The organism is Serratia grimesii NBRC 13537 (assembly GCF_001590905.1).
Lineage (GTDB): Bacteria > Pseudomonadota > Gammaproteobacteria > Enterobacterales > Enterobacteriaceae > Serratia > Serratia grimesii.
In genome coordinates, this window is sequence record NZ_BCTT01000017.1 from 98,055 (window position 1) to 116,461 (window position 18,407).

Consider the following 18,407-nt stretch of genomic DNA (forward strand, 5'->3'; position numbering starts at 1 on the left):
GTACTTCACTGTGCAATCTCAGTAACGCCTTAGCCTGCTTTTTGCTGCACGCTTATTGAGGCCACTTCATTTCGCCCTTCAGCACCTTGGCGCTCAGTTCCAGGCTCGATTCGTCTTTCAGGTTCGGGTAATGCTTTTTCATTGCCGCAATCAGTTCTGCAGAATTTTTGGTCTTCGGCAGCTCGGCTTCCAGCGTGGTCAGATAATTCTGGGTAAAGGTGACGGACTTAAGCGTCTGATCGGCACCTGGCAGGAAGTGACCCGGAACAACGACTTTTGGCTTCAATGCCTTGATGCCTTCCAGCGTTTGTTGCCAGTGTGCGCGTGATTCAACGGTCTGGTTATCGGCTACCCACGGATGGATATTGTCACCGGCCACTGGAACACCGCCCACGACGGCTTTCAGTGCTGGGATCCACACATAGGTGCGTTCTGGTGTTGGGCCCGTCAAACCTTTCACTTCCACTTTCTGACCGTCAACGGTGAAGCTGTCACCCTGTAGCGCCTGAGGTACAACGACCGCTTTTGGTGCGTTATCTTTCAGGATCGGGCCCCAGTACGCGACTTTGCCGTCTTTGGTTGCATTGATTTCTTCGATAGTGCCTGGTGACGCGATGATTTTCGCCTGTGGGAAAGCGGCTTTAATGACGTCCAGACCGAAGTAGAAATCAGGGTCTGAATGGCTGATGTAGACGGTGGTCAGCTTTTTGCCGGTTGCTTTAATCTTTTTCACCAGTTCTTCAGCGTCATTGCGCTGGAACTGAGCATCGATCAACGCTACTTCGTGTTTGCCACTGATGATCTCAGATGACACCGGGAACACGCTTTTCTCGCCTGGATTGTACACTTCCATGGTCAGGGTATTGGCCGCAGTGGCGTAAGCGCTGAAGGTAGTGATGCCGGCGAAGGCCAGAGTCAATAATGATTTGTTAAACATGGGTAGAGGTCCTTGAGTAGCGATTAATGTTGTATAGATGTTAGGTTGCATAAAGCGATAGAAAAACCGGATAATAAGCAATTATTCATTGCGTAAATCGGACGAATCATGGATCGCATTACCGCAGCTGAGGTTTTTATCACCATTGTTGACCGTGGCAGCATGATTGCCGCAGCGGAAACGTTGGAAATGTCGCGAGCTATGGTGACGCGTTATCTGGCCCAAATGGAGCAATGGGCCGGCGCACGTTTACTGCACCGTACTACCCGTAAGCTTAGTCTGACTGACGCTGGAGAGCGCACATTGGAGCGTTGCCGACAGATGCTGGCGCTGGCAGGTGAGATTGATTTGGTTGAAGGTGAACAGAGCGACGAACTGCGTGGTCTGTTGCGTATCACTTGTTCGCAGTCTTTGGGCCAGACGGCATTGGTGGGGGCGGTAGCGCAATACCTAAAGCGCCATCCGCAGGTTGCAGTGGATCTGCAAATGAATAATCGCACGGTGAATTTGGTGGAAGAACGTATTGATTTGGCGCTGCGTATCACGAATGAACTGGATCCCAATTTAATCGCTCGGCCCTTGTCATCGTGTGCATCTGTAGTCTGTGCATCACCGGCTTATCTGGCGGTGCACGGTACACCACGTCATCCACAAGATTTGGCATTGCACAACTGCCTGACGTATTCCTACTTCGGTAAAAGCCTGTGGCATTTTGATCACCAAGGGGTGAAATCGGCGGTTGCGGTCAGCGGCAACCTCAGCGCAAACGAGTCTGTGGTGTTAATGGCGGGTACCGTACAGGGTGCCGGTATTTCCATGCAGCCTTACTATTCAGCAGCGCCGTTGCTGGCCAGTGGTGAGCTGATTGAGCTGATGCCAGATTATCGGCCCCAATCTATGGGGATTTACGGTATTTACACCTCACGCCGACAGATGCCGGCCACTTTACGCACCATGTTGGACTTTCTGGTGGAGTGGTTTGCCAACGATGTCGGTTGGCGAGCGACGCTGCGCTGATATCGTTAACACGGCCGTAATATTTGTACACATTTTTCATCATCAGCGCATTCAAGCGGTTAGACGGTTCATGGGATCTTTTTGTGCGCTGTCACGGCCTTGTCACTGGTTCTTATACTGAACGTCATGTTATTTCTGTCCTGTGAGAAGGGTGAATAAGACTTAATAATTATAGGGTTAAGCAGATTCCCTGGCTCTTTGCACTCCACTTCTGATTTTTCACGGGTAGCCTGCCAGGTTGCCCGGCGATTTTTTGTGTTTTTATCTGCCTCGTGCGACCGCCGCCGGGGCTTTGTTGATTGGGAGCGTTACACATGCCTGTTTCTCTGCTCGCACTGGCATTAAGTGCATTTGCTATCGGCACGACCGAATTCGTTATTATGGGGTTGTTGCCTGAAGTTGCCAGGGATCTGCAGGTCTCTATTCCTTCTGCTGGCTGGTTGATCAGTGGTTATGCACTTGGCGTGGCTATCGGCGCGCCGATTATGGCATTGCTGACTGCCAGGTTGCCGCGTAAAAAGACCTTGTTGCTGCTGATGGTGATTTTCATCTTCGGCAATATTATGTGCGCCTTGGGTTACAGCTACGATTTCCTGATGCTGGCGCGCATTATCACTGCATTGTGCCACGGTGCGTTCTTCGGTATCGGGGCGGTTGTGGCGGCTAATCTGGTGGCACCCAATCGCCGTGCCTCTGCTGTCGCACTGATGTTCACCGGCCTGACGTTGGCTAACGTGCTGGGTGTGCCGCTAGGCACTGCCTTGGGGCAGGCATTGGGCTGGCGCTCGACGTTCTGGGCGGTGGCGGTGATCGGTGTGTTATCCCTGATGGCGCTGTACAGCAAGTTGCCAACGGTGAAGGATGAAACACCCACCGATCTGAAAAAAGAGTTGGCGGCACTGCGCGGCGGCGGTATCTGGCTTTCGCTACTGATGACTGTGGCCTTTGCCGCATCGATGTTCGCGCTGTTTACCTATATTGCGCCGTTGTTGACTGAAGTGACCGGCGTTTCGTCGCACGGCGTGAGTTGGACGCTGCTGTTGATGGGCGTGGGCCTGACGCTGGGCAATATCCTGGGCGGCCGTCTGGCAGACTGGCGTTTGCCGTTGACGCTGACCTGTACTTTCCTGGTGATTGCTTGCTTCGCTGCGCTATTTAGCTGGACCAGCCATTCGATGGTGCAGGCAGAAATCACGCTGTTCCTGTGGGCGGCGGCGGCATTTGCCGCAGTGCCTGCATTGCAGATCAACGTAGTGACTTACGGTAAAAAAGCCCCCAACCTGGTGTCTACGTTGAATATTGCCGCGTTTAACGTCGGCAATGCCATTGGTGCCTGGGTAGGCGGCGTGGTGATCGCTCAAGGACTAGGCTTGACCAGTGTCCCTCTGGCTGCTGCGGGGATCGCACTACTGGGGTTGGTACTATGTCTGGTCACCTTTAGCCGTGCCAAGCGCCCGGCTAGCGTGTAATTACCGCGGCCAAGCGGGCGGGGAGAGACTCCGCCTGCTGTTGCAAATGCTCGGTAAAGGCGGTGACCAGCGCCGAGGCAGGACGATGCAGCGGCCGGATCAAACTGACGGTGAAGGGGACTTCAACGCTGAATGGGCGAACGTGAACGCCGTTGTGGGCATAATCAAGCGCCGTCAGCGGGTTCACGATCGACACGCCTACACCTGCTTTAACCATAGCGCAGACCGATGCGGCGCTGTGGGTTTCCATCACCAGACGGCGATTAACACCCTCCTCACTGAACAGCGAGTCCAGCAGTTGGCGATAACTGTCGGTGTTTGACAGGCTGATAAAGTGTTGCCCAGCAAAGTCCTGCGGTGTCAGCACCGATTTTGCCAGCAAGGGATGTCCCGCCGGTAGCACGCACACTTCGTTCAATGTCATCAGCGTCATGCGCTCGGTTCCCGCCGGTGTCAGCGTATTTTCCGTCAGGCCTAAATCGTGACGCTGTGCCGATAACCACTCTTCCAGTAACGGTGATTCCTGCGGGATTACGCTGAAGCTCACTTCTGGATAGCGATCAATAAAGGGTTTGCACACGGCGGGCAGCAGTGACTGCGAGAACACCGGCAGGCAGGCGATCGAAAGCTGTGCTTGCTGAAACTGGCGAATGCCTGCGGCGGCGTTGACGATGCGCTCCAGGCCATAATAAGAACGCTGAACTTCCTCCAACAACCTCAAGCCTTGAACCGTCGGGGATAAACGACCTCGCACCCGCTCGAATAATTGCAATTGAATCAGTTTTTCAAAGCGTGCCAGCTCGCGGCTGACGGTGGGTTGCGAGGTCTGCAACAGCGCAGCGGCCTCGGTCAGATTGCCGGTAGTCATCACCGCATAGAAGATTTCAATCTGGCGCAGGGTTATTGCGTGCATCGACAGGTTCCATAATGAGCAAATCCATATCATAGATGAATAGCCTAAGACTAAATAGATATTTTCCATCCAAGAAAGCGTGCGGCAATATTGGGGTATTCAACCATACCCTATGGATTTCAAGTTGCAGCTAGGCGACCAGCTCGCTCATCCCCAGGCGCTTACTTAAGTAGCTGGGGTGAGCGACAAATCTGCGACTTGAAATTCGACGGGTAAGCAAATTTTGATTCGGGGATACCACCATGCCACGCGCTTTACACGACACAACGACCGCCCTTAATGCCGCTAACCTATTGGCCTTGCCTGGGCGTTTTGGTTGCCCGGTATGGGCCTATGACGCCACTATCATTAGCGAACGCATTGGCCAATTGCGTCATTTTGATGTGATTCGTTTTGCCCAGAAGGCCTGCTCGAATATTCATATTCTGCGTCTGATGCGTGAGCAGGGCGTCAAGGTGGACTCGGTGTCATTGGGAGAGATTGAGCGTGCATTGCAGGCCGGTTTTCAGCCGGGTGGTGAGCCAAGTGAGATCGTGTTTACTGCTGACGTGCTGGATCATGCGACGCTGGCGCGCGTCAGTGAATTGAAAATCCCAGTCAATGTCGGTTCGATCGACATGTTGGAGCAATTAGGTCAGGTGTCTGTAGAGCATCCGGTGTGGTTGCGTATCAACCCAGGCTTTGGGCATGGTCATAGCCAGAAAACCAATACCGGCGGAGAGAACAGCAAGCATGGCATTTGGTATGCCGATTTACCGCAGGCAGTGGCAAAAATTCAACAGTACGGCCTGAAACTGATCGGCGTGCATATGCATATTGGTTCTGGCGTAGATTATCAACATCTGGAACGGGTGTGTGACGCCATGGTGCAGCAGGTGATCGATCTCGGTCAGGATATCAGCGCTATTTCCGCTGGTGGCGGTCTGTCGATCCCGTATCAATACGGCGAAGAGGCGATTGATACCGAACACTATTTTGGCCTGTGGAACCGCGCCCGTGAGCGTATTGCCGCCCATCTTGGTCACCCGATAAGCCTGGAGATTGAGCCTGGCCGTTTCTTGATGGCGGAAGCTGGGGTGCTGGTCGCTGAAGTACGGGCGGTGAAAGATATGGGCAGTCGTCACTTCGTGCTGGTAGACGCCGGTTTTAACGACTTGATGCGCCCGGCGATGTACGGCAGCTACCACCATATTTCTCTGTTGCCGGCTGATGGCCGCGATACTGCCAACCAGCCGCTACGCGATACTGTGATTGCCGGGCCGCTCTGTGAGTCCGGTGACGTCTTTACCCAGCAGGCCGGGGGGGGGATTGAAACCCGTGAACTGCCGCCGGTGCAGGTCGGCGACTATCTGGTATTCCATGATACGGGGGCTTATGGCGCATCAATGTCTTCGAACTACAATAGCCGTCCGCTGTTGCCGGAAGTACTGTTTGAGAACGGTGAGCCGCGCTTGATTCGCCGTCGCCAGACTATTGAAGAGCTGATTGCGCTGGAATTGATCTGATGAATTGGGCGCAGTTCGGTGCTGCGCCCAGATAAGTCAGTTGGCGTAGGGGCCGGGTACCACGGATTCCCGCAGCCGAAGTTCACCGGTAAAAGGTGAGAGCGGCTGAATGTTTTCTCTGTTAATCAAGCGGAAAGCCTGGCTGATAGCGGCTTCAATCATGACGTCGATCGGCAGATAAACGGTAGATAACGCAGGTTGTAAATAAGCGGCGCTGGGTTCGTCGTCGAAGCCGAACAGTGAGACATCCTGCGGCAGGCGTTTGCCCACATCGTGCAATGCTTTCATTGCCCCCACCGCCATGTCATCGTTGCAGGCAAACAGCGCACTGAAATTGCTATTTTCATCCAGTAACCGGCGCACCCCTTGATAACCACTTTGTACGCTGCTGTCGCCATAGGCGACACGAGAGGCATCGAAGGCAATCTTGTGATGCTCAAGCGCCTGTTGATAACCTGCCAGTCGCGCTTGAGCGGTAGGCGTTCTTATGGGGCCGGTAATACAGGCGATCTCGCGATGCCCTTGTTGAATCAGATAATCAACAGCATGAAAGGCGGCTTGTTGTTGTTCGAAGAACACGCAGCGTGCTCGTGCTTGCGGCAAATCGCGGTTGATCACCATGATCGGGACTGGCAGTCTGTCCAGTAAATCCATCAGTGCAGATTCGGACATAAAGCGGGTATAGAGAATAATGGCATCACAGCGCCGATCGGCCAGCAACTGCACTGCCTGGAGCTCATCTTCCGGTGTGTCGTGGCCGTCGGTGACAATCAGGTGCTTGCCGCTGGCTTCAATCAACTTAGCGGCACGGCGGAGCAGGCGGCCGAAGTAGGGGCCATCGAAGTTGGACACGACCAACCCGATGCTATTAGAGCTTTTATTCGCCAATGACTGGGCGAGGAAATTTGGGCGGTAACCCAATTCGTCCATCGCTTTGAACACGGCTTCTCGGGTACTCCCTTTCACCTGGCCGGTGCCATTTAACACGCGTGAAACTGTGGCTTTAGATACCCCCGCGCGAATGGAAACATCCAACATGGTGATCATCAGTGGCTTACCCCTTTCAACATCCGCTGGCGGCAAATAATGCTCAGTCTAGCATAGGGTTAGCTGTTGGCTGTGTGGCTTTTTATCGTGGTGATAGTGTGGCAGTTAAACGTGTGTAAATGAGAATCAGGCAATGAAAAAAGCGGACGGAATGACGAGCATTGTGCTTTTGGCTGACTTTCCTCAGTACCGTGAGCAGGTGATTGACTGGCAATGGCGGGCGTTCGGCAGTGAGAGCAGTCGAGCATTTTTCGCCAGTGTGGTAGACAGCAGCCTGCGTGGGGCAGATTTGCCCGTCACTTTTATCGCTCTGCTGGAGGGGAAACTGGTTGGCACTGTCGGTTTATGGCGCTGCGATCTGATTAGCCGCCAAGATTTAACGCCTTGGTTGGCGGCGTTGTACGTAGACGAAAGCCAGCGCGGCAGTGGTCTGGGTCTGCGGTTACAGCAACACGTGCAGGATTACAGCCAGCAGCTCGGTTTCAGCAAGCTGTATCTCTACAGTGACTTCAGCGGTTATTACGAACGCCACGGCTGGCATTATATCGGCGACGCGCTGGATTATCCCGACCGCCCGGTACGGTTGTATCACCGGGCGTTGGGTTAGTTTTGCTCATACACGTTATTGATGCTGGACACCGAGTGGCGGCGCACCAGCGTCGGACTAAACATGTTGGTAATCTCCGGCAGCGGCAGATTATTGGCCAGCGCCAGGGCTAGTTCAGCCGCCTGGGTCGCCATGGCCACGACAGGATAGCGAATGGTGGTCAGGCGTGGTCGCAGGTAGCGTGAAATCAGCACGTCATCAAAGCCAATCAATGACATCTGGCCCGGCACGTCGACGCTGTTGTCGCTGAGCACCGATAGCGCACCCGCAGCCATCGAATCGTTATAGCAGGTCACCGCGGTAAAGTTTTTACCCCGACCAAGCAACTCGGTCATGGCTTGCTCACCACCAATTTCGTCAGGTTCACCGTAGGCAATCAGCTTTTCATCCACCGGGATGCCATGTTCCTGCAATGCATCGAGATAGCCTTGCAGACGGTCGGCTGCGTCAGAAATCTGGTGGGTGGAACAAATGATGGCAATACGCTGATGCCCCTGCTGGATCAAGTGGCGGGTTGCCAGCCAGGCACCGTAGCGGTCGTCGAGTGCAACGCAACGGGCTTCAAAACCCGGGAGTGTACGGTTAATCAGCACCATGCCCGGGATTTGCTGCATCCAACCGCTTAATTCACGATCGGTCAGTTTTTTCGCATGTACCACCAGCGCAGCACAGCGATGGCGCACCAGTTGTTCGATCGCCTGACGTTCTTTTTCAGCATCGTGATAGCCGTTGCCTATCAGCAGGAAATTGTGGGTCGCGTAGGCCACCTGTTCTACCGCTTTGACCATGGCGCCAAAGAAAGGATCCGATACATCAGAGACAATCAACCCGAGCGTTTCTGTCGATTGCTGCGCCAGTGCACGGGCGTTAGCGTTTGGGTGGTATTGCAATTGTTCCATCGCGGCTTGCACGGCAGTGCGTGAGCCTTCGCTGGCTTTTGGGGAATTGTTTATTACACGGGATACCGTGGCCACGGAAACACCCGCCAGCCTGGCAACATCCTTTATGGTAGCCATATCTGTCATACATCCTGGGTAATCGCTTACATTCCTCAGTTTTGCGGAAAAAGTCCGGTGCTGCAAGCGCTGGCGATCGCAACTTGTGGTGGCTGTTGCAGATATGTGCGATTTATCGTGCGCTTAGGCTTACGGTGCGCATTAATAGCGCAATTTGTGCTTTGGATCCGCGTACCGGCTAATGTTACTTTTGTGCATCTATTCTTGTTTGAGAACCGCATGTCGATTAAACGTTATCCGCAACTTGCGCATTGGGGGGCATATACCGCCGTGGTTGAAGACGGCAGGCTTATCCGTTGTGAGCCTTTTGCCGATGATCCGGATCCTTCCCTGCTGCTCGACTCCATTGCGCCAATGGCCTATTCCGATAAACGTATCCGCAAGCCGGCAGTGCGCCGTTCCTGGCTGAAAAAGCGTGAAGGCAGTGATCGCACGTTGCGTGGTCGTGAGGATTTTGTTGAGGTTGACTGGGATCTGGCACTCGATCTGGTGGCGGAAGAAAATCGCCGTGTGCGCGATCGCTATGGCCCTTCAGGCCTGTTTACCGGTTCCTACGGTTGGTCATCCGCCGGTCGTTTGCATCATGCGCGTTCGTTGGTGCGGCGCTTTTATTTCAGCGGCGGTGGTGGCGTTGATCAGTTGGGTAATTACAGCTGGGGTTCGGCGCAGTTTTTCCTGCCGTATGTGATTGGCACCTTCACCCCATTGACCGGGCGTGTGACCAGTTGGCCCAGTGTGGTCGAGCACTGTGAGCTGTTTGTCGCTTTCGGCGGGCTGGCGTTAAAGAATGCCCAAGTGTCCTCTGGCGGCGCTGCGGAACATTCACTCAAACCGTGGTTGCAGAAGCTGGTACAGAAAGGTACCCCAGTGATCAACATCAGCCCGATGCGTGATGACTGCCCAGCATTTGTTAATGCCGAGTGGATCCCTATCCGCCCGAACACTGACGTGGCGTTAATGTTGGCGTTGGCGTATGAAATTCAGCGTCGAGGGGCGCAGGATGAAGCGTTCCTTTATAGCCACTGTGCCGGTTACGACCAACTGGCGAATTATCTGCGGGGCGTGGATGACGGCGTGGCGAAAACGCCAGAATGGGCCAGCGCCATCACCGGCATTCCGGCGGCGCGCATAGCGTTGCTGGCGCAGCAATTGATTGGTGTGCGCAGTTTTATCACTTGTTCTTATTCAGTGCAGCGAGCCCACCGCGGCGAACAGCCCTACTGGATGATGATAGCGCTGTCGGCGATGCTTGGTCAGGTTGGGCTGCCCGGCGGTGGCTTCTCGTTTGGGCATGGCTCCATGAACGGCGTTGGCAACCCGCGAGTGGATACGCCGGGGCCAATGATGCCGGTGGGGGCGAATCCCTGCGGGTTGGCGATCCCGGTTGCGCGTATCTGCGACATGCTGTTGCAACCCGGTGAATCCTATCAGTTCCGTGGTGAAACATTGCACTATCCGGATATTCATTTGGTGCATTGGGCCGGTGGCAATCCGTTCCATCACCACCAGCAGTTAAACCGTCTGGTGGAGGGCTGGCAGAAGCCGGATACGGTGATTGTGCAAGATATCTGGTGGACGCCAGCGGCAAAGATGGCAGATATCGTCTTGCCGGTCACGACTTCGCTGGAACGTAACGATATTGGCGGTTCATCGCGCGATCGCTATGTGTTAGCGATGCATCAGGCCATTGCACCACTGCATCAGGCGCGCAACGATTTTGATATTTTTGCCGATTTGGCGGAGCGATTAGGTTATCGCGAGCAATTTACTGAAAATCGTGATGAACGGACCTGGATCGAATCTATTTATCAACAGTGCGGGCAGGCACAGGCAGGGACCGGTGTGGAATGGCCCGAATTCGACGATTTCTGGCGTAAAGGTTACGTCGAGCTGCCGGCACCGGCGAAGGAATTTGTGTTCTTTGACGACTTCCGTGCCGATCCAAAAGCTAACCCGCTGCAAACGCCGAGCGGCAAGATCGAGCTGTTCAGCGAGAAAATCGCCGGTTATCGCTATGCTGATTTTGCACCGCATCCACAGTGGCAACCACCGGTTGAATGGCTGGGGTCGCCGCAGGCCAAAGAGTGGCCACTGCACCTGATTTCTATCCAGCCGAGCGACCGCTTGCATAGCCAGATGGATCCTGCACCACTGGCTCAGGGCAATAAAACCGCCGGCCGCGAGACACTGTATATGCACCCTGAGGATGCAGAAAAACGAGGTATTGCCAATGGCACTGAAGTGCAGGTCAGCAATGCGCGTGGCAGTTGTCTGGCGGGTGTTGCTATTACTGATGGTGTCACGCGTGGCGTGGTATTGATGGCTACGGGTGCCTGGTTTGATCCGGGGTTTGGTGCCCAACAGTTGCAGGTAGAACAGTCTGGCAACCCCAACGTATTAACGCTGGATATCGGCACCTCGCCGTTAACTCAGGGGCCGAATGCCATGAGCTGCCTGGTCGAGGTGAGCGCCCGATAAACAGCTGCTTACACTTTGCGCCTTAATGTTGCGATTGCCTGCTGGCTGGTATTTGGCAGCACAGGGTAAATTGAACGTCCCAGAGGTATTGATTGGTGAGTCTCAGCAACTTGTTTGTTGAACCCATATTAATTTGCACCAACCTACGCAGATGCGTAGGTTTTTTTTTTGCCTGAAGCTCAACCCACCCACCTACACAAAATCCTATTTTGTATTTTTCTCGCACAGGATTGTTTAGCTTTCATTGAGTTATTTCCACTGAACGCGGGAAATTTACAGCTGGTTGCATTTAGAGCAAAACTCTTGCGATTGATCGGTAGTTTCTTAATCGGCACCTCTCTAGAGTAGGTGATCCCAGAGGTATTGATTGGTGAGAAATCAGCATACTCTGTATGTTGAAGCCATTTTCAATTGCACCAACCTACGCGGATGCGTAGGTTTTTTTTTGCCTGCCATATAGTATTCTTTTCCCTACAACCATTTACGCTCATCTTGGCCAAAGGGAGAAGGGCATGATTTTTTCTATGCTGCGGGTGTTGTTCCGCCTGTTGTATCGGGTACGCGTCGAGGGTGACGTCCGGCATTTTGATCAGCAAAAACTGCTAATTACGCCCAATCATATCTCCTTCCTTGATGGCATTTTGTTGGCGTTGTTCTTACCGATCAAACCGGTGTTTGCTGTTTATGCCAGCATTGGCGATCGCTGGTTTATGCGCTGGCTGCGACCTTATATCGATTTTGTCTCGCTCGATCCTACCAAACCTATGGCTATCAAGCAGTTGGTGCGCATGGTGGAACAGGGGCGGCCGATTGTGGTTTTTCCTGAAGGGCGAATTACCGTTACCGGCTCGTTGATGAAGGTTTACGATGGTGCGGCCTTTATTGCCGCCAAATCGGGGGCGACCCTGGTGCCCATTCGGCTCGATGGCGCTGAGTTCAGCCCCTTTGGTCGTATGGCTGGGGTGTTTAAGATTCGTTGGTTCCCACAGATAAGCATCCGTATCTTACCCCCAACGTCACTGCCGATGCCGGTTGCACCACGTGCCCGCGATCGCCGTGCGCTAGCTGGGGACCGTTTGCATCAGATTATGATGCAGGCGCGCATGGATACCCGTGAACCACAGACTTTGTTTCAGGGCCTGCTGGCGGCACAGCACCGTTACGGTAGCGGTAAGCCGTGCATCGAGGATATTAACTTTAAGGAAGACAGCTACCAGACTTTGATCAAAAAGGCACTGGGTGTCAGCCGTATCCTGCAACGCTTTACAGCCGAGGCTGAGCATGTCGGCATGTTATTGCCGAATGCCACTATCACCGTCGCGGCGATTTTTGGCGCTTCGCTGCGTAACCGCATTCCGGCGATGCTCAATTACACAGCCGGATCCAATGGCCTGAAAAGTGCCATGACCGCCGCCAATATCAAAACTATTGTCACTTCGCGCCAGTTTCTGGAGAAGGGCAAACTGACACATTTGCCGCAGCAGGTACCTGAAGCTAACTGGGTGTACCTGGAGGATCTGAAAGACACCGTTACTCTGACAGACAAGCTGTGGATCCTGCGTCATCTGTTCCAACCGGCACGGGCCATGCTGCCGCAGCAACCGAACGATGCAGCACTGATCCTGTTTACCTCGGGGTCGGAAGGCAATCCGAAAGGCGTGGTGCATTCTCACGCCAGCCTGTTGGCCAACGTAGAACAGATCCGGACCATCGCCGATTTCACCCCGCGTGACCGCTTTATGTCATCGCTGCCGTTATTCCACTCGTTCGGCCTGACGGTCGGTCTGCTGACCCCCCTGATGACCGGCAGCCGTATTTTCCTTTACCCCAGCCCGCTGCATTACCGTGTGGTGCCGGAGCTGGTGTACGACCGTAACTGCACCGTACTGTTCGGCACAGCGACCTTCCTCAATAACTATGCGCGTTTCGCTCACCCCTATGATTTTGCCCGTTTGCGCTATGTGGTTGCCGGTGCGGAAAAGCTGGCGGACAGCACCAAACAGATTTATCAGGACAAATACGGCATCCGTATTCTGGAAGGTTATGGGGTGACTGAATGCGCACCGGTGGTGTCGATCAACGTGCCGCTGGCGGCCAAAGTGGGTACCGTCGGCCGTATTATGCCGAACATGGAGGCGCGGCTGATAAAGGTGCCAGGTATTGATAACGGCGGGCGTCTACAGTTGAAGGGGCCGAATATCATGAAAGGCTATCTGCGGGTGGAGCGTCCGGGCGAACTGGAACCACCGGCGGCAGAAGATGAACAGGGTAACCTGCAACCGGGTTGGTACGATACCGGCGATATCGTCACATTAGACGACCAAGGTTACTGCGTGATCCGTGGCCGGGTGAAGCGTTTTGCCAAACTGGCGGGCGAAATGGTTTCGCTAGAGAGCGTTGAACTGTTGGCACAACGCGTCGCGCCAGAAGGGCAGCACGCTGCCACGGTGAAAAGCGACAGCAGCAAGGGTGAAGCGCTGGTTCTGTTTACCACAGCAACTGGCATGACCCGCGAAGCTTTGCTGCGGGTGGCACGTGAATTGGGCAGCCCTGAACTGACGGTACCGCGTGATATCCGTATTTTGAAAACCTTACCGGTGCTGGGCAGCGGTAAGCCGGATTTTGTGACTCTGCGTAACATGGCTGAACAGCCGGAGACTGTCTGATGAACCCGACGTTGAATACTGATTCACCCTTGCTTTCGCGCAGTATGATTGCTGTGATTTGCGCCCAGTTTCTGTCCGCTTTTGGCGACAATGCGTTGCTGTTCGCCACGCTGGCGTTGATCAAGCAACAGCTTTACCCCGACTGGAGCCAGCCGATTTTGCAGATGGCATTTGTTGCCACCTATATAATCCTGGCGCCCTTTGTCGGCCAGGTCGCAGACAGTTTCGCCAAGGGCCGGGTGATGATGGTGGCCAATGGATTGAAGCTGGCCGGCGCACTGGTCATCTGTTTTGGGCTTAATCCGTTCCTCGGCTATACCCTGGTGGGTGTAGGTGCCGCAGCCTATTCGCCGGCCAAGTACGGCATTCTGGGGGAGATCACCAGCGGCGAAAAGTTGGTCAAGGCTAACGGCCTGATGGAGGCTTCTACCATCGCAGCCATCCTGACTGGCTCAGTGGCCGGCGGCATATTGGCCGACTGGCACATTGTGGCGGCGCTGGCGGTGTGTGCGGTGGTTTACGCGGCGGCGGTGATCGCCAATCTGTATATTCCTCGCTTGCCGGCGGCACATCCGGCGGTTTCCTGGACGCCGCGTGCCATGACGCAGGCTTTCTTCAACGCCTGTGTGGTGTTGTGGCGCGACGGTCAGACACGTTTCTCTTTGATCGGTACCAGCCTGTTTTGGGGGGCTGGGGTCACGCTGCGCTTCCTGTTAGTGCTGTGGGTGCCGGTGGCACTCGGTATCGCCGACAACGCTACGCCGACGTTGCTCAATGCGATGGTGGCGGTCGGGATAGTGATAGGGGCCGGTGCGGCTGCACGCTTTGTCACGCTGGAAACGGTGAAACGCTGCATGCCTGCCGGGATCCTGATCGGTGTCGCTGTAGCGGTATTTGCACTGCAAACGACGCTGTTTAACGCCTATGCGGTACTGTTGATTATCGGCGTTTTGGGCGGCTTCTTTGTGGTGCCGCTGAATGCGCTATTACAGGAGCGGGGCAAAAACTCGGTGGGCGCAGGCAATGCGATCGCGGTACAGAATTTAGGGGAAAACACCGCAATGTTGCTGATGCTCGGCCTGTATTCTCTGGCGGTGAAAGTTAGTGTGCCGGTGGTTGGCGTAGGGATAGGTTTTGGCGTGGTGTTTGCGCTGGCGATAAGTGCGTTGTGGTTGTCGCAACGGCGGGAAAAATAACAGATGGGGCGCGGTTTACGCGCCCCACATGATTTATGGTGCAGGAATAGTAAAGCGGGTATGGATTTCTTCCAGCCCTTGAAGAACGTCTTCATTCAACACCACGTCGAAACTGTCGATGTTGGTTTTCAATTGTTCCAGCGTGGTGGCACCCAGCAGGGTGCTGGCAACAAAGGGTTGCTGACGTACAAACGCCAGCGCCATTTGCGACGGATCCAGCCCATGCTTTTTGGCTAATGCGACATACTCGGCAATTGCCAACTGCGTTTGCGGTGCAGAATAGCGGTTAAAACGACTAAATAGCGTATTACGCGCTCCAGCCGGCTTGGCGCCGTTCAGATATTTGCCGCTGAGTGTACCGAACGCCAGGCTGGAATAGGCCAGCAGTTCGACGCCCTCATGCTGGCTGATCTCGGCCAGGGCTATCTCAAAACTGCGGTTCAGCAAGCTGTAGGGGTTCTGAATAGAGACGATGCGCGGCAACTCGTGCTTTTCAGCCAATTGCAGATAACGCATCACGCCCCATGGCGTTTCATTAGACACCCCGATATAGCGGATTTTACCGGCACGCACCTGTTCGGTCAGGGCTTCCAGCGTTTCCAGCAAGGTAACAGTGGCTTTATCTTCGGTGTATTGGTAATTGAGCTTACCGAAGAAATTGGTCGCACGCTGCGGCCAATGCAGTTGGTAGAGATCGAGATAATCTGTGTTTAGTCGCTTCAGGCTGGCATCCAGCGCGGCGCGGATATTTTTTCGGTCTAATGCCTGCTGTGGGCGAATGCTGCTATCGGTGCCACGCACCGGCCCGGCGATCTTGCTGGCCAGCACGATTTTCTCACGATTGCCGCGTGCCTTGATCCAACTGCCGATATATTGCTCAGTCAGCCCCTGGGTTTCTGGACGGGGCGGTACCGGATACATCTCTGCGGTGTCGATCAGGTTGACGCCAGCGGCTAATGCATAGTCGAGTTGCGCATGGGCATCGGCTTCACTGTTCTGTTCGCCAAAGGTCATGGTGCCCAGTCCCAGCACGCTCACTTCTAAAGAACTGTGGGGAATACGGTGGTATTGCATTAACGGCCTTCCTTTCATGTTAGCGCTTACGGGCTGTACCGCCCGGTGAAACAGGAGCCAAAGGGCAGGCTGTGGCAAACAACCTGCAAGGCGGTATACCGCCTTTCTCGACTATAACCAAGCGGAGAAGATGGGGGAAGTGGATTCAGCGCGAGGGGAGGCTATCGCGCACCATAGGGGGACAGACCGTACATTCTTGACGCTGCATCTGTATTGGCTGTTGGCAGCCTTGATGCAGCGCCAATAATTTAAGAGATAGCGAGGGAATTAACGCTCAATAACCTGTGAAACCTGATCACCGTTGATTTGGCGGTGGTTACCTTTTTCATCTTTATAGCTGATCAGGCCGGTATCTTTGTCGATTTCCGGTTTACCCTGGGTCAGGATCATATTGCCGTCTTTAGTTGCCATGACGTAATCGCTGGAACATCCCGCCAACCCGGCGGCGATAACCAGTGCAGAAACTGCCATTACCCACTTTTTCATCCTGCCGATCCTCGTTTATGTATGCAGAAAAGAAGTCTCTTCTTAGATTAGCAAACTATAGATGTGCCGTGTTTCGGATAAGTCCTTATCTCTGTAAGAGAAAGTAGGGTGGAACGGTAGGGAGGAAGGCAGACAGTATTGCGGGAGCGGCTTTTGCACGCTCCCGCAGAGGAATTACTCAGATACCTGCTTTTTCTTGCTGCGCATCAAATTGAGCGCTTCGACCGACATTGAGAAGAACATCGCAAAGTAAATGTAGCCTTTAGGCACATGTATCTGGAAACTTTCCAGCATCAGCGTGAAGCCGACTAGGATCAGGAATGCCAGCGCCAGCATTTTCACCGAAGGGTGGCGGTTAACAAACTCGCCAATCGGGCGGGCGGCAAACATCATGACGCCAACAGCAATGACCACTGCCGCCATCATGATAAACAGGTGGTCAGACAGACCCACTGCGGTGATCACCGAGTCCAGACTGAAAATGATATCCAACAGCATAATTTGTACGATGGCACCGAGGAAACCGTACACTTTCGTGTTGTGTTCTTCCTCTGAGCCTTCGATGGTTTCATGAATCTCTTTACTGGCTTTCCAAATCAGGAACAGCCCGCCCAGAAGCAGGATCAGATCGCGTGCCGAGATACTGTGTTCCATCACGGTAAACAGCGGATGGGTCAGACGGATCACCCAAGCGATAGAGGCCAGCAGCCCCAGTCGCATTAACATTGCACCTGCCAACCCGATACGGCGCGCTTTGTTCTGTTGCGCTTTCGGCAGTTTGGACACCACCAGGGAAAGGAAAATAATGTTATCAATACCCAGAACGATCTCAAGAATGGTCAGCGTACCTAACGCTAACCAGGCATTGGGATCCACAATCCACTCGAACATTGCCCAGCACACCTTAATAAAAAGCCAAGGCTGAATTATACCCGTTTATTGATACGGCGACACCGTTAGCTAAACGCGGTCTAAACAAAAGTGATCAGATGAAAAAATGTCTTGCCAATAATGCGCCGGTAAAGCTTTTTTTCAGATAAAAGCCGCGCGGCAAGGTGAGGATAGGCTGACCGTGCTCGCCGATGGCTTCGGTTAGCGCTTTACTGTTGGCTGCCTTGGGCCGCAGTTGCAGTACTTCCCCGTGCCGGGCCGTGATCCGTTCAACGTGGCCGAGCACGATCAAATCCATCAGTTCTTCCCAGTCACGGCGTAGCATCTCTTCTTCAGCAGCATTCGGGCTCCATAACAAGGGTGAACCGATGCGACGTTGTGCCAGCGGGATTTGCCGTTCACCTTCAACCGGGATCCACAATACGCGCGCCAGTTTATAGCGTACGTGGCTGCTGGCCCAGGTTACACCGCTATTGCCGGTTAAAGGGGCAACGCAGACGAAGGTGGTCTCCAGTGGTTTACCGGTGGCATCTATCGGGATCGTTTTTAACTCAATACCCAACTCGGGGAAATCCTGCTCTGGTTTGCTGCCAGCCATGGCACCAAGGTATTGCTCCAATAGCATGCCAACCCAACCTTTATCACGCTTTAGGTCATTGGGAATAGCCAGCTGTGCACGCTCGGCCAGTTCACCCAGACTACAACCGGCTAGCTGCTGCGCCCGTTCAAACAGCTGTTGCTCATTTTCTGGAGGAGGGGGCAGAGGAGATAAAAACGCCATAATACAAGCCTGTTAGATTTGGTTGAAAAACGTACTGCATTTGTACACAGATAACTTTTGTCGGAAACGGCTGGGGAAAAGAATAATAGTAGCATGATTTTTCATGACTTTTTTTCTGACGCATGGCGGGGGAAAAATTCCTGACGACGCTTGTGCACCAGAAGCCACCGACAATAAACAGGATCTTACACCTATTTATCCACAGATTTATGGGATAACCCAAATTTTTGCCGATCACTGGTTCGATTTACAGCCTTGACGTGGGCACTTTTTTGCGAAATTGTCCGTTTTGTGCGTAACTTACGCGAATAATCTGTGGATAAA

The 18,407-nt window shown here is 53.9% G+C and carries 16 protein-coding genes; 8 read left to right on the forward strand and 8 right to left on the reverse strand.

The genetic code is table 11. From position 1 onward, the window contains the following. Nucleotides 1-52: 52 nt before the first annotated feature. On the reverse strand, nucleotides 53-937 hold the full coding sequence (locus SGR01S_RS20460) for an MBL fold metallo-hydrolase (protein ID WP_061808438.1): 885 nt from the start codon (nucleotides 935-937) through the stop codon (nucleotides 53-55). A 108-nt stretch (nucleotides 938-1,045) separates the two neighbouring features. Here SGR01S_RS20460 and SGR01S_RS20465 point away from each other — a divergent pair, with 108 nt between their 5' ends. Then, on the forward strand, nucleotides 1,046-1,954 hold the full coding sequence (locus SGR01S_RS20465; RefSeq protein ID WP_061808439.1) for a LysR family transcriptional regulator: 909 nt from the start codon (nucleotides 1,046-1,048) through the stop codon (nucleotides 1,952-1,954). Nucleotides 1,955-2,268: 314 nt separating this feature from the next. Then, nucleotides 2,269-3,423 carry an MFS transporter gene (locus tag SGR01S_RS20470; protein WP_037418389.1) on the forward strand — a complete coding sequence of 385 codons (1,155 nt, stop codon included), beginning with the start codon at nucleotides 2,269-2,271 and terminating at the stop codon, nucleotides 3,421-3,423. Here SGR01S_RS20470 and SGR01S_RS20475 read toward each other — a convergent pair. Continuing rightward, a complete protein-coding gene (locus SGR01S_RS20475) occupies nucleotides 3,413-4,336 on the reverse strand; it encodes a LysR family transcriptional regulator (RefSeq protein ID WP_061808440.1) in 924 nt (307 codons plus the stop codon). The genes SGR01S_RS20470 and SGR01S_RS20475 overlap by 11 nt on opposite strands. A 242-nt stretch (nucleotides 4,337-4,578) precedes the next feature. On the opposite strand from SGR01S_RS20475, the gene lysA reads away from it, so the two are divergent. Next, nucleotides 4,579-5,841 (forward strand): diaminopimelate decarboxylase, encoded by a 1,263-nt coding sequence (lysA, locus tag SGR01S_RS20480; RefSeq protein WP_061808441.1) that lies wholly within the window; start codon nucleotides 4,579-4,581, stop codon nucleotides 5,839-5,841. Nucleotides 5,842-5,877: 36 nt separating this feature from the next. On the opposite strand, the gene SGR01S_RS20485 is transcribed toward lysA, so the two are convergent. Then, nucleotides 5,878-6,888: a LacI family DNA-binding transcriptional regulator gene (locus tag SGR01S_RS20485; RefSeq protein ID WP_061808442.1), complete on the reverse strand. Its 1,011-nt coding sequence runs from the start codon at nucleotides 6,886-6,888 to the stop codon at nucleotides 5,878-5,880. A gap of 151 nt (nucleotides 6,889-7,039) precedes the next feature. Between SGR01S_RS20485 and SGR01S_RS20490 the strand changes: the two genes are divergently transcribed. Then, nucleotides 7,040-7,495, forward strand: a complete 456-nt coding sequence (locus SGR01S_RS20490) for a GNAT family N-acetyltransferase (protein ID WP_037418489.1) — start codon at nucleotides 7,040-7,042, stop codon at nucleotides 7,493-7,495. On the opposite strand, the gene galR is transcribed toward SGR01S_RS20490, so the two are convergent. Next, the gene (galR, locus tag SGR01S_RS20495) at nucleotides 7,492-8,511 is read right to left on the reverse strand and encodes an HTH-type transcriptional regulator GalR (protein WP_037418395.1); all 1,020 of its coding nucleotides are present in this window, start codon (nucleotides 8,509-8,511) and stop codon (nucleotides 7,492-7,494) included. The genes SGR01S_RS20490 and galR overlap by 4 nt on opposite strands. A gap of 219 nt (nucleotides 8,512-8,730) precedes the next feature. Here galR and SGR01S_RS20500 point away from each other — a divergent pair, with 219 nt between their 5' ends. The 3 genes from SGR01S_RS20500 (at nucleotide 8,731) to lplT (ending at nucleotide 14,851) form a co-directional block, all read left to right on the forward strand. After that, nucleotides 8,731-10,989 (forward strand): molybdopterin guanine dinucleotide-containing S/N-oxide reductase, encoded by a 2,259-nt coding sequence (locus SGR01S_RS20500; RefSeq protein ID WP_061808443.1) that lies wholly within the window; start codon nucleotides 8,731-8,733, stop codon nucleotides 10,987-10,989. Between the two features lie 512 nt (nucleotides 10,990-11,501). Beyond that, a complete protein-coding gene (gene aas, locus SGR01S_RS20505; RefSeq protein ID WP_061808444.1) occupies nucleotides 11,502-13,655 on the forward strand; it encodes a bifunctional acyl-ACP--phospholipid O-acyltransferase/long-chain-fatty-acid--ACP ligase in 2,154 nt (717 codons plus the stop codon). Next, complete coding sequence (gene lplT / locus SGR01S_RS20510) at nucleotides 13,655-14,851, forward strand: lysophospholipid transporter LplT (protein ID WP_061808445.1); 1,197 nt, start codon at nucleotides 13,655-13,657, stop codon at nucleotides 14,849-14,851. The genes aas and lplT overlap by 1 nt, the downstream gene beginning before the upstream one ends. A 33-nt stretch (nucleotides 14,852-14,884) precedes the next feature. On the opposite strand, the gene SGR01S_RS20515 is transcribed toward lplT, so the two are convergent. From SGR01S_RS20515 to mutH, 4 genes are all read right to left on the reverse strand, one after another. Beyond that, nucleotides 14,885-15,925 (reverse strand): NADP(H)-dependent aldo-keto reductase, encoded by a 1,041-nt coding sequence (locus SGR01S_RS20515; RefSeq protein WP_037418402.1) that lies wholly within the window; start codon nucleotides 15,923-15,925, stop codon nucleotides 14,885-14,887. A gap of 267 nt (nucleotides 15,926-16,192) precedes the next feature. Beyond that, complete coding sequence (locus SGR01S_RS20520; RefSeq protein ID WP_037418405.1) at nucleotides 16,193-16,411, reverse strand: YgdI/YgdR family lipoprotein; 219 nt, start codon at nucleotides 16,409-16,411, stop codon at nucleotides 16,193-16,195. 174 nt (nucleotides 16,412-16,585) lie between these two features. Further along, complete coding sequence (locus SGR01S_RS20525; RefSeq protein WP_061808446.1) at nucleotides 16,586-17,302, reverse strand: TerC family protein; 717 nt, start codon at nucleotides 17,300-17,302, stop codon at nucleotides 16,586-16,588. Nucleotides 17,303-17,396: 94 nt separating this feature from the next. After that, complete coding sequence (mutH, locus tag SGR01S_RS20530) at nucleotides 17,397-18,083, reverse strand: DNA mismatch repair endonuclease MutH (protein ID WP_037418409.1); 687 nt, start codon at nucleotides 18,081-18,083, stop codon at nucleotides 17,397-17,399. A 103-nt stretch (nucleotides 18,084-18,186) separates the two neighbouring features. Here mutH and SGR01S_RS24395 point away from each other — a divergent pair, with 103 nt between their 5' ends. Further along, nucleotides 18,187-18,342 (forward strand): hypothetical protein, encoded by a 156-nt coding sequence (locus SGR01S_RS24395; RefSeq protein WP_167348765.1) that lies wholly within the window; start codon nucleotides 18,187-18,189, stop codon nucleotides 18,340-18,342. Nucleotides 18,343-18,407: the final 65 nt, after the last annotated feature.

What these genes read in the sequence shown, in the direction of transcription:
- SGR01S_RS20460 (WP_061808438.1), bottom strand. Translation starts at nt 937, where the DNA reads ATGTTTAACAAATCATTATTGACTCTGGCCTTCGCCGGCATCACTACC.
- SGR01S_RS20465 (WP_061808439.1), top strand. Translation starts at nt 1,046, where the DNA reads ATGGATCGCATTACCGCAGCTGAGGTTTTTATCACCATTGTTGACCGT.
- SGR01S_RS20470 (WP_037418389.1), top strand. Translation starts at nt 2,269, where the DNA reads ATGCCTGTTTCTCTGCTCGCACTGGCATTAAGTGCATTTGCTATCGGC.
- SGR01S_RS20475 (WP_061808440.1), bottom strand. Translation starts at nt 4,336, where the DNA reads ATGCACGCAATAACCCTGCGCCAGATTGAAATCTTCTATGCGGTGATG.
- lysA (WP_061808441.1), top strand. Translation starts at nt 4,579, where the DNA reads ATGCCACGCGCTTTACACGACACAACGACCGCCCTTAATGCCGCTAAC.
- SGR01S_RS20485 (WP_061808442.1), bottom strand. Translation starts at nt 6,888, where the DNA reads ATGATCACCATGTTGGATGTTTCCATTCGCGCGGGGGTATCTAAAGCC.
- SGR01S_RS20490 (WP_037418489.1), top strand. Translation starts at nt 7,040, where the DNA reads ATGACGAGCATTGTGCTTTTGGCTGACTTTCCTCAGTACCGTGAGCAG.
- galR (WP_037418395.1), bottom strand. Translation starts at nt 8,511, where the DNA reads ATGGCTACCATAAAGGATGTTGCCAGGCTGGCGGGTGTTTCCGTGGCC.
- SGR01S_RS20500 (WP_061808443.1), top strand. Translation starts at nt 8,731, where the DNA reads ATGTCGATTAAACGTTATCCGCAACTTGCGCATTGGGGGGCATATACC.
- aas (WP_061808444.1), top strand. Translation starts at nt 11,502, where the DNA reads ATGATTTTTTCTATGCTGCGGGTGTTGTTCCGCCTGTTGTATCGGGTA.
- lplT (WP_061808445.1), top strand. Translation starts at nt 13,655, where the DNA reads ATGAACCCGACGTTGAATACTGATTCACCCTTGCTTTCGCGCAGTATG.
- SGR01S_RS20515 (WP_037418402.1), bottom strand. Translation starts at nt 15,925, where the DNA reads ATGCAATACCACCGTATTCCCCACAGTTCTTTAGAAGTGAGCGTGCTG.
- SGR01S_RS20520 (WP_037418405.1), bottom strand. Translation starts at nt 16,411, where the DNA reads ATGAAAAAGTGGGTAATGGCAGTTTCTGCACTGGTTATCGCCGCCGGG.
- SGR01S_RS20525 (WP_061808446.1), bottom strand. Translation starts at nt 17,302, where the DNA reads ATGTTCGAGTGGATTGTGGATCCCAATGCCTGGTTAGCGTTAGGTACG.
- mutH (WP_037418409.1), bottom strand. Translation starts at nt 18,083, where the DNA reads ATGGCGTTTTTATCTCCTCTGCCCCCTCCTCCAGAAAATGAGCAACAG.
- SGR01S_RS24395 (WP_167348765.1), top strand. Translation starts at nt 18,187, where the DNA reads ATGACTTTTTTTCTGACGCATGGCGGGGGAAAAATTCCTGACGACGCT.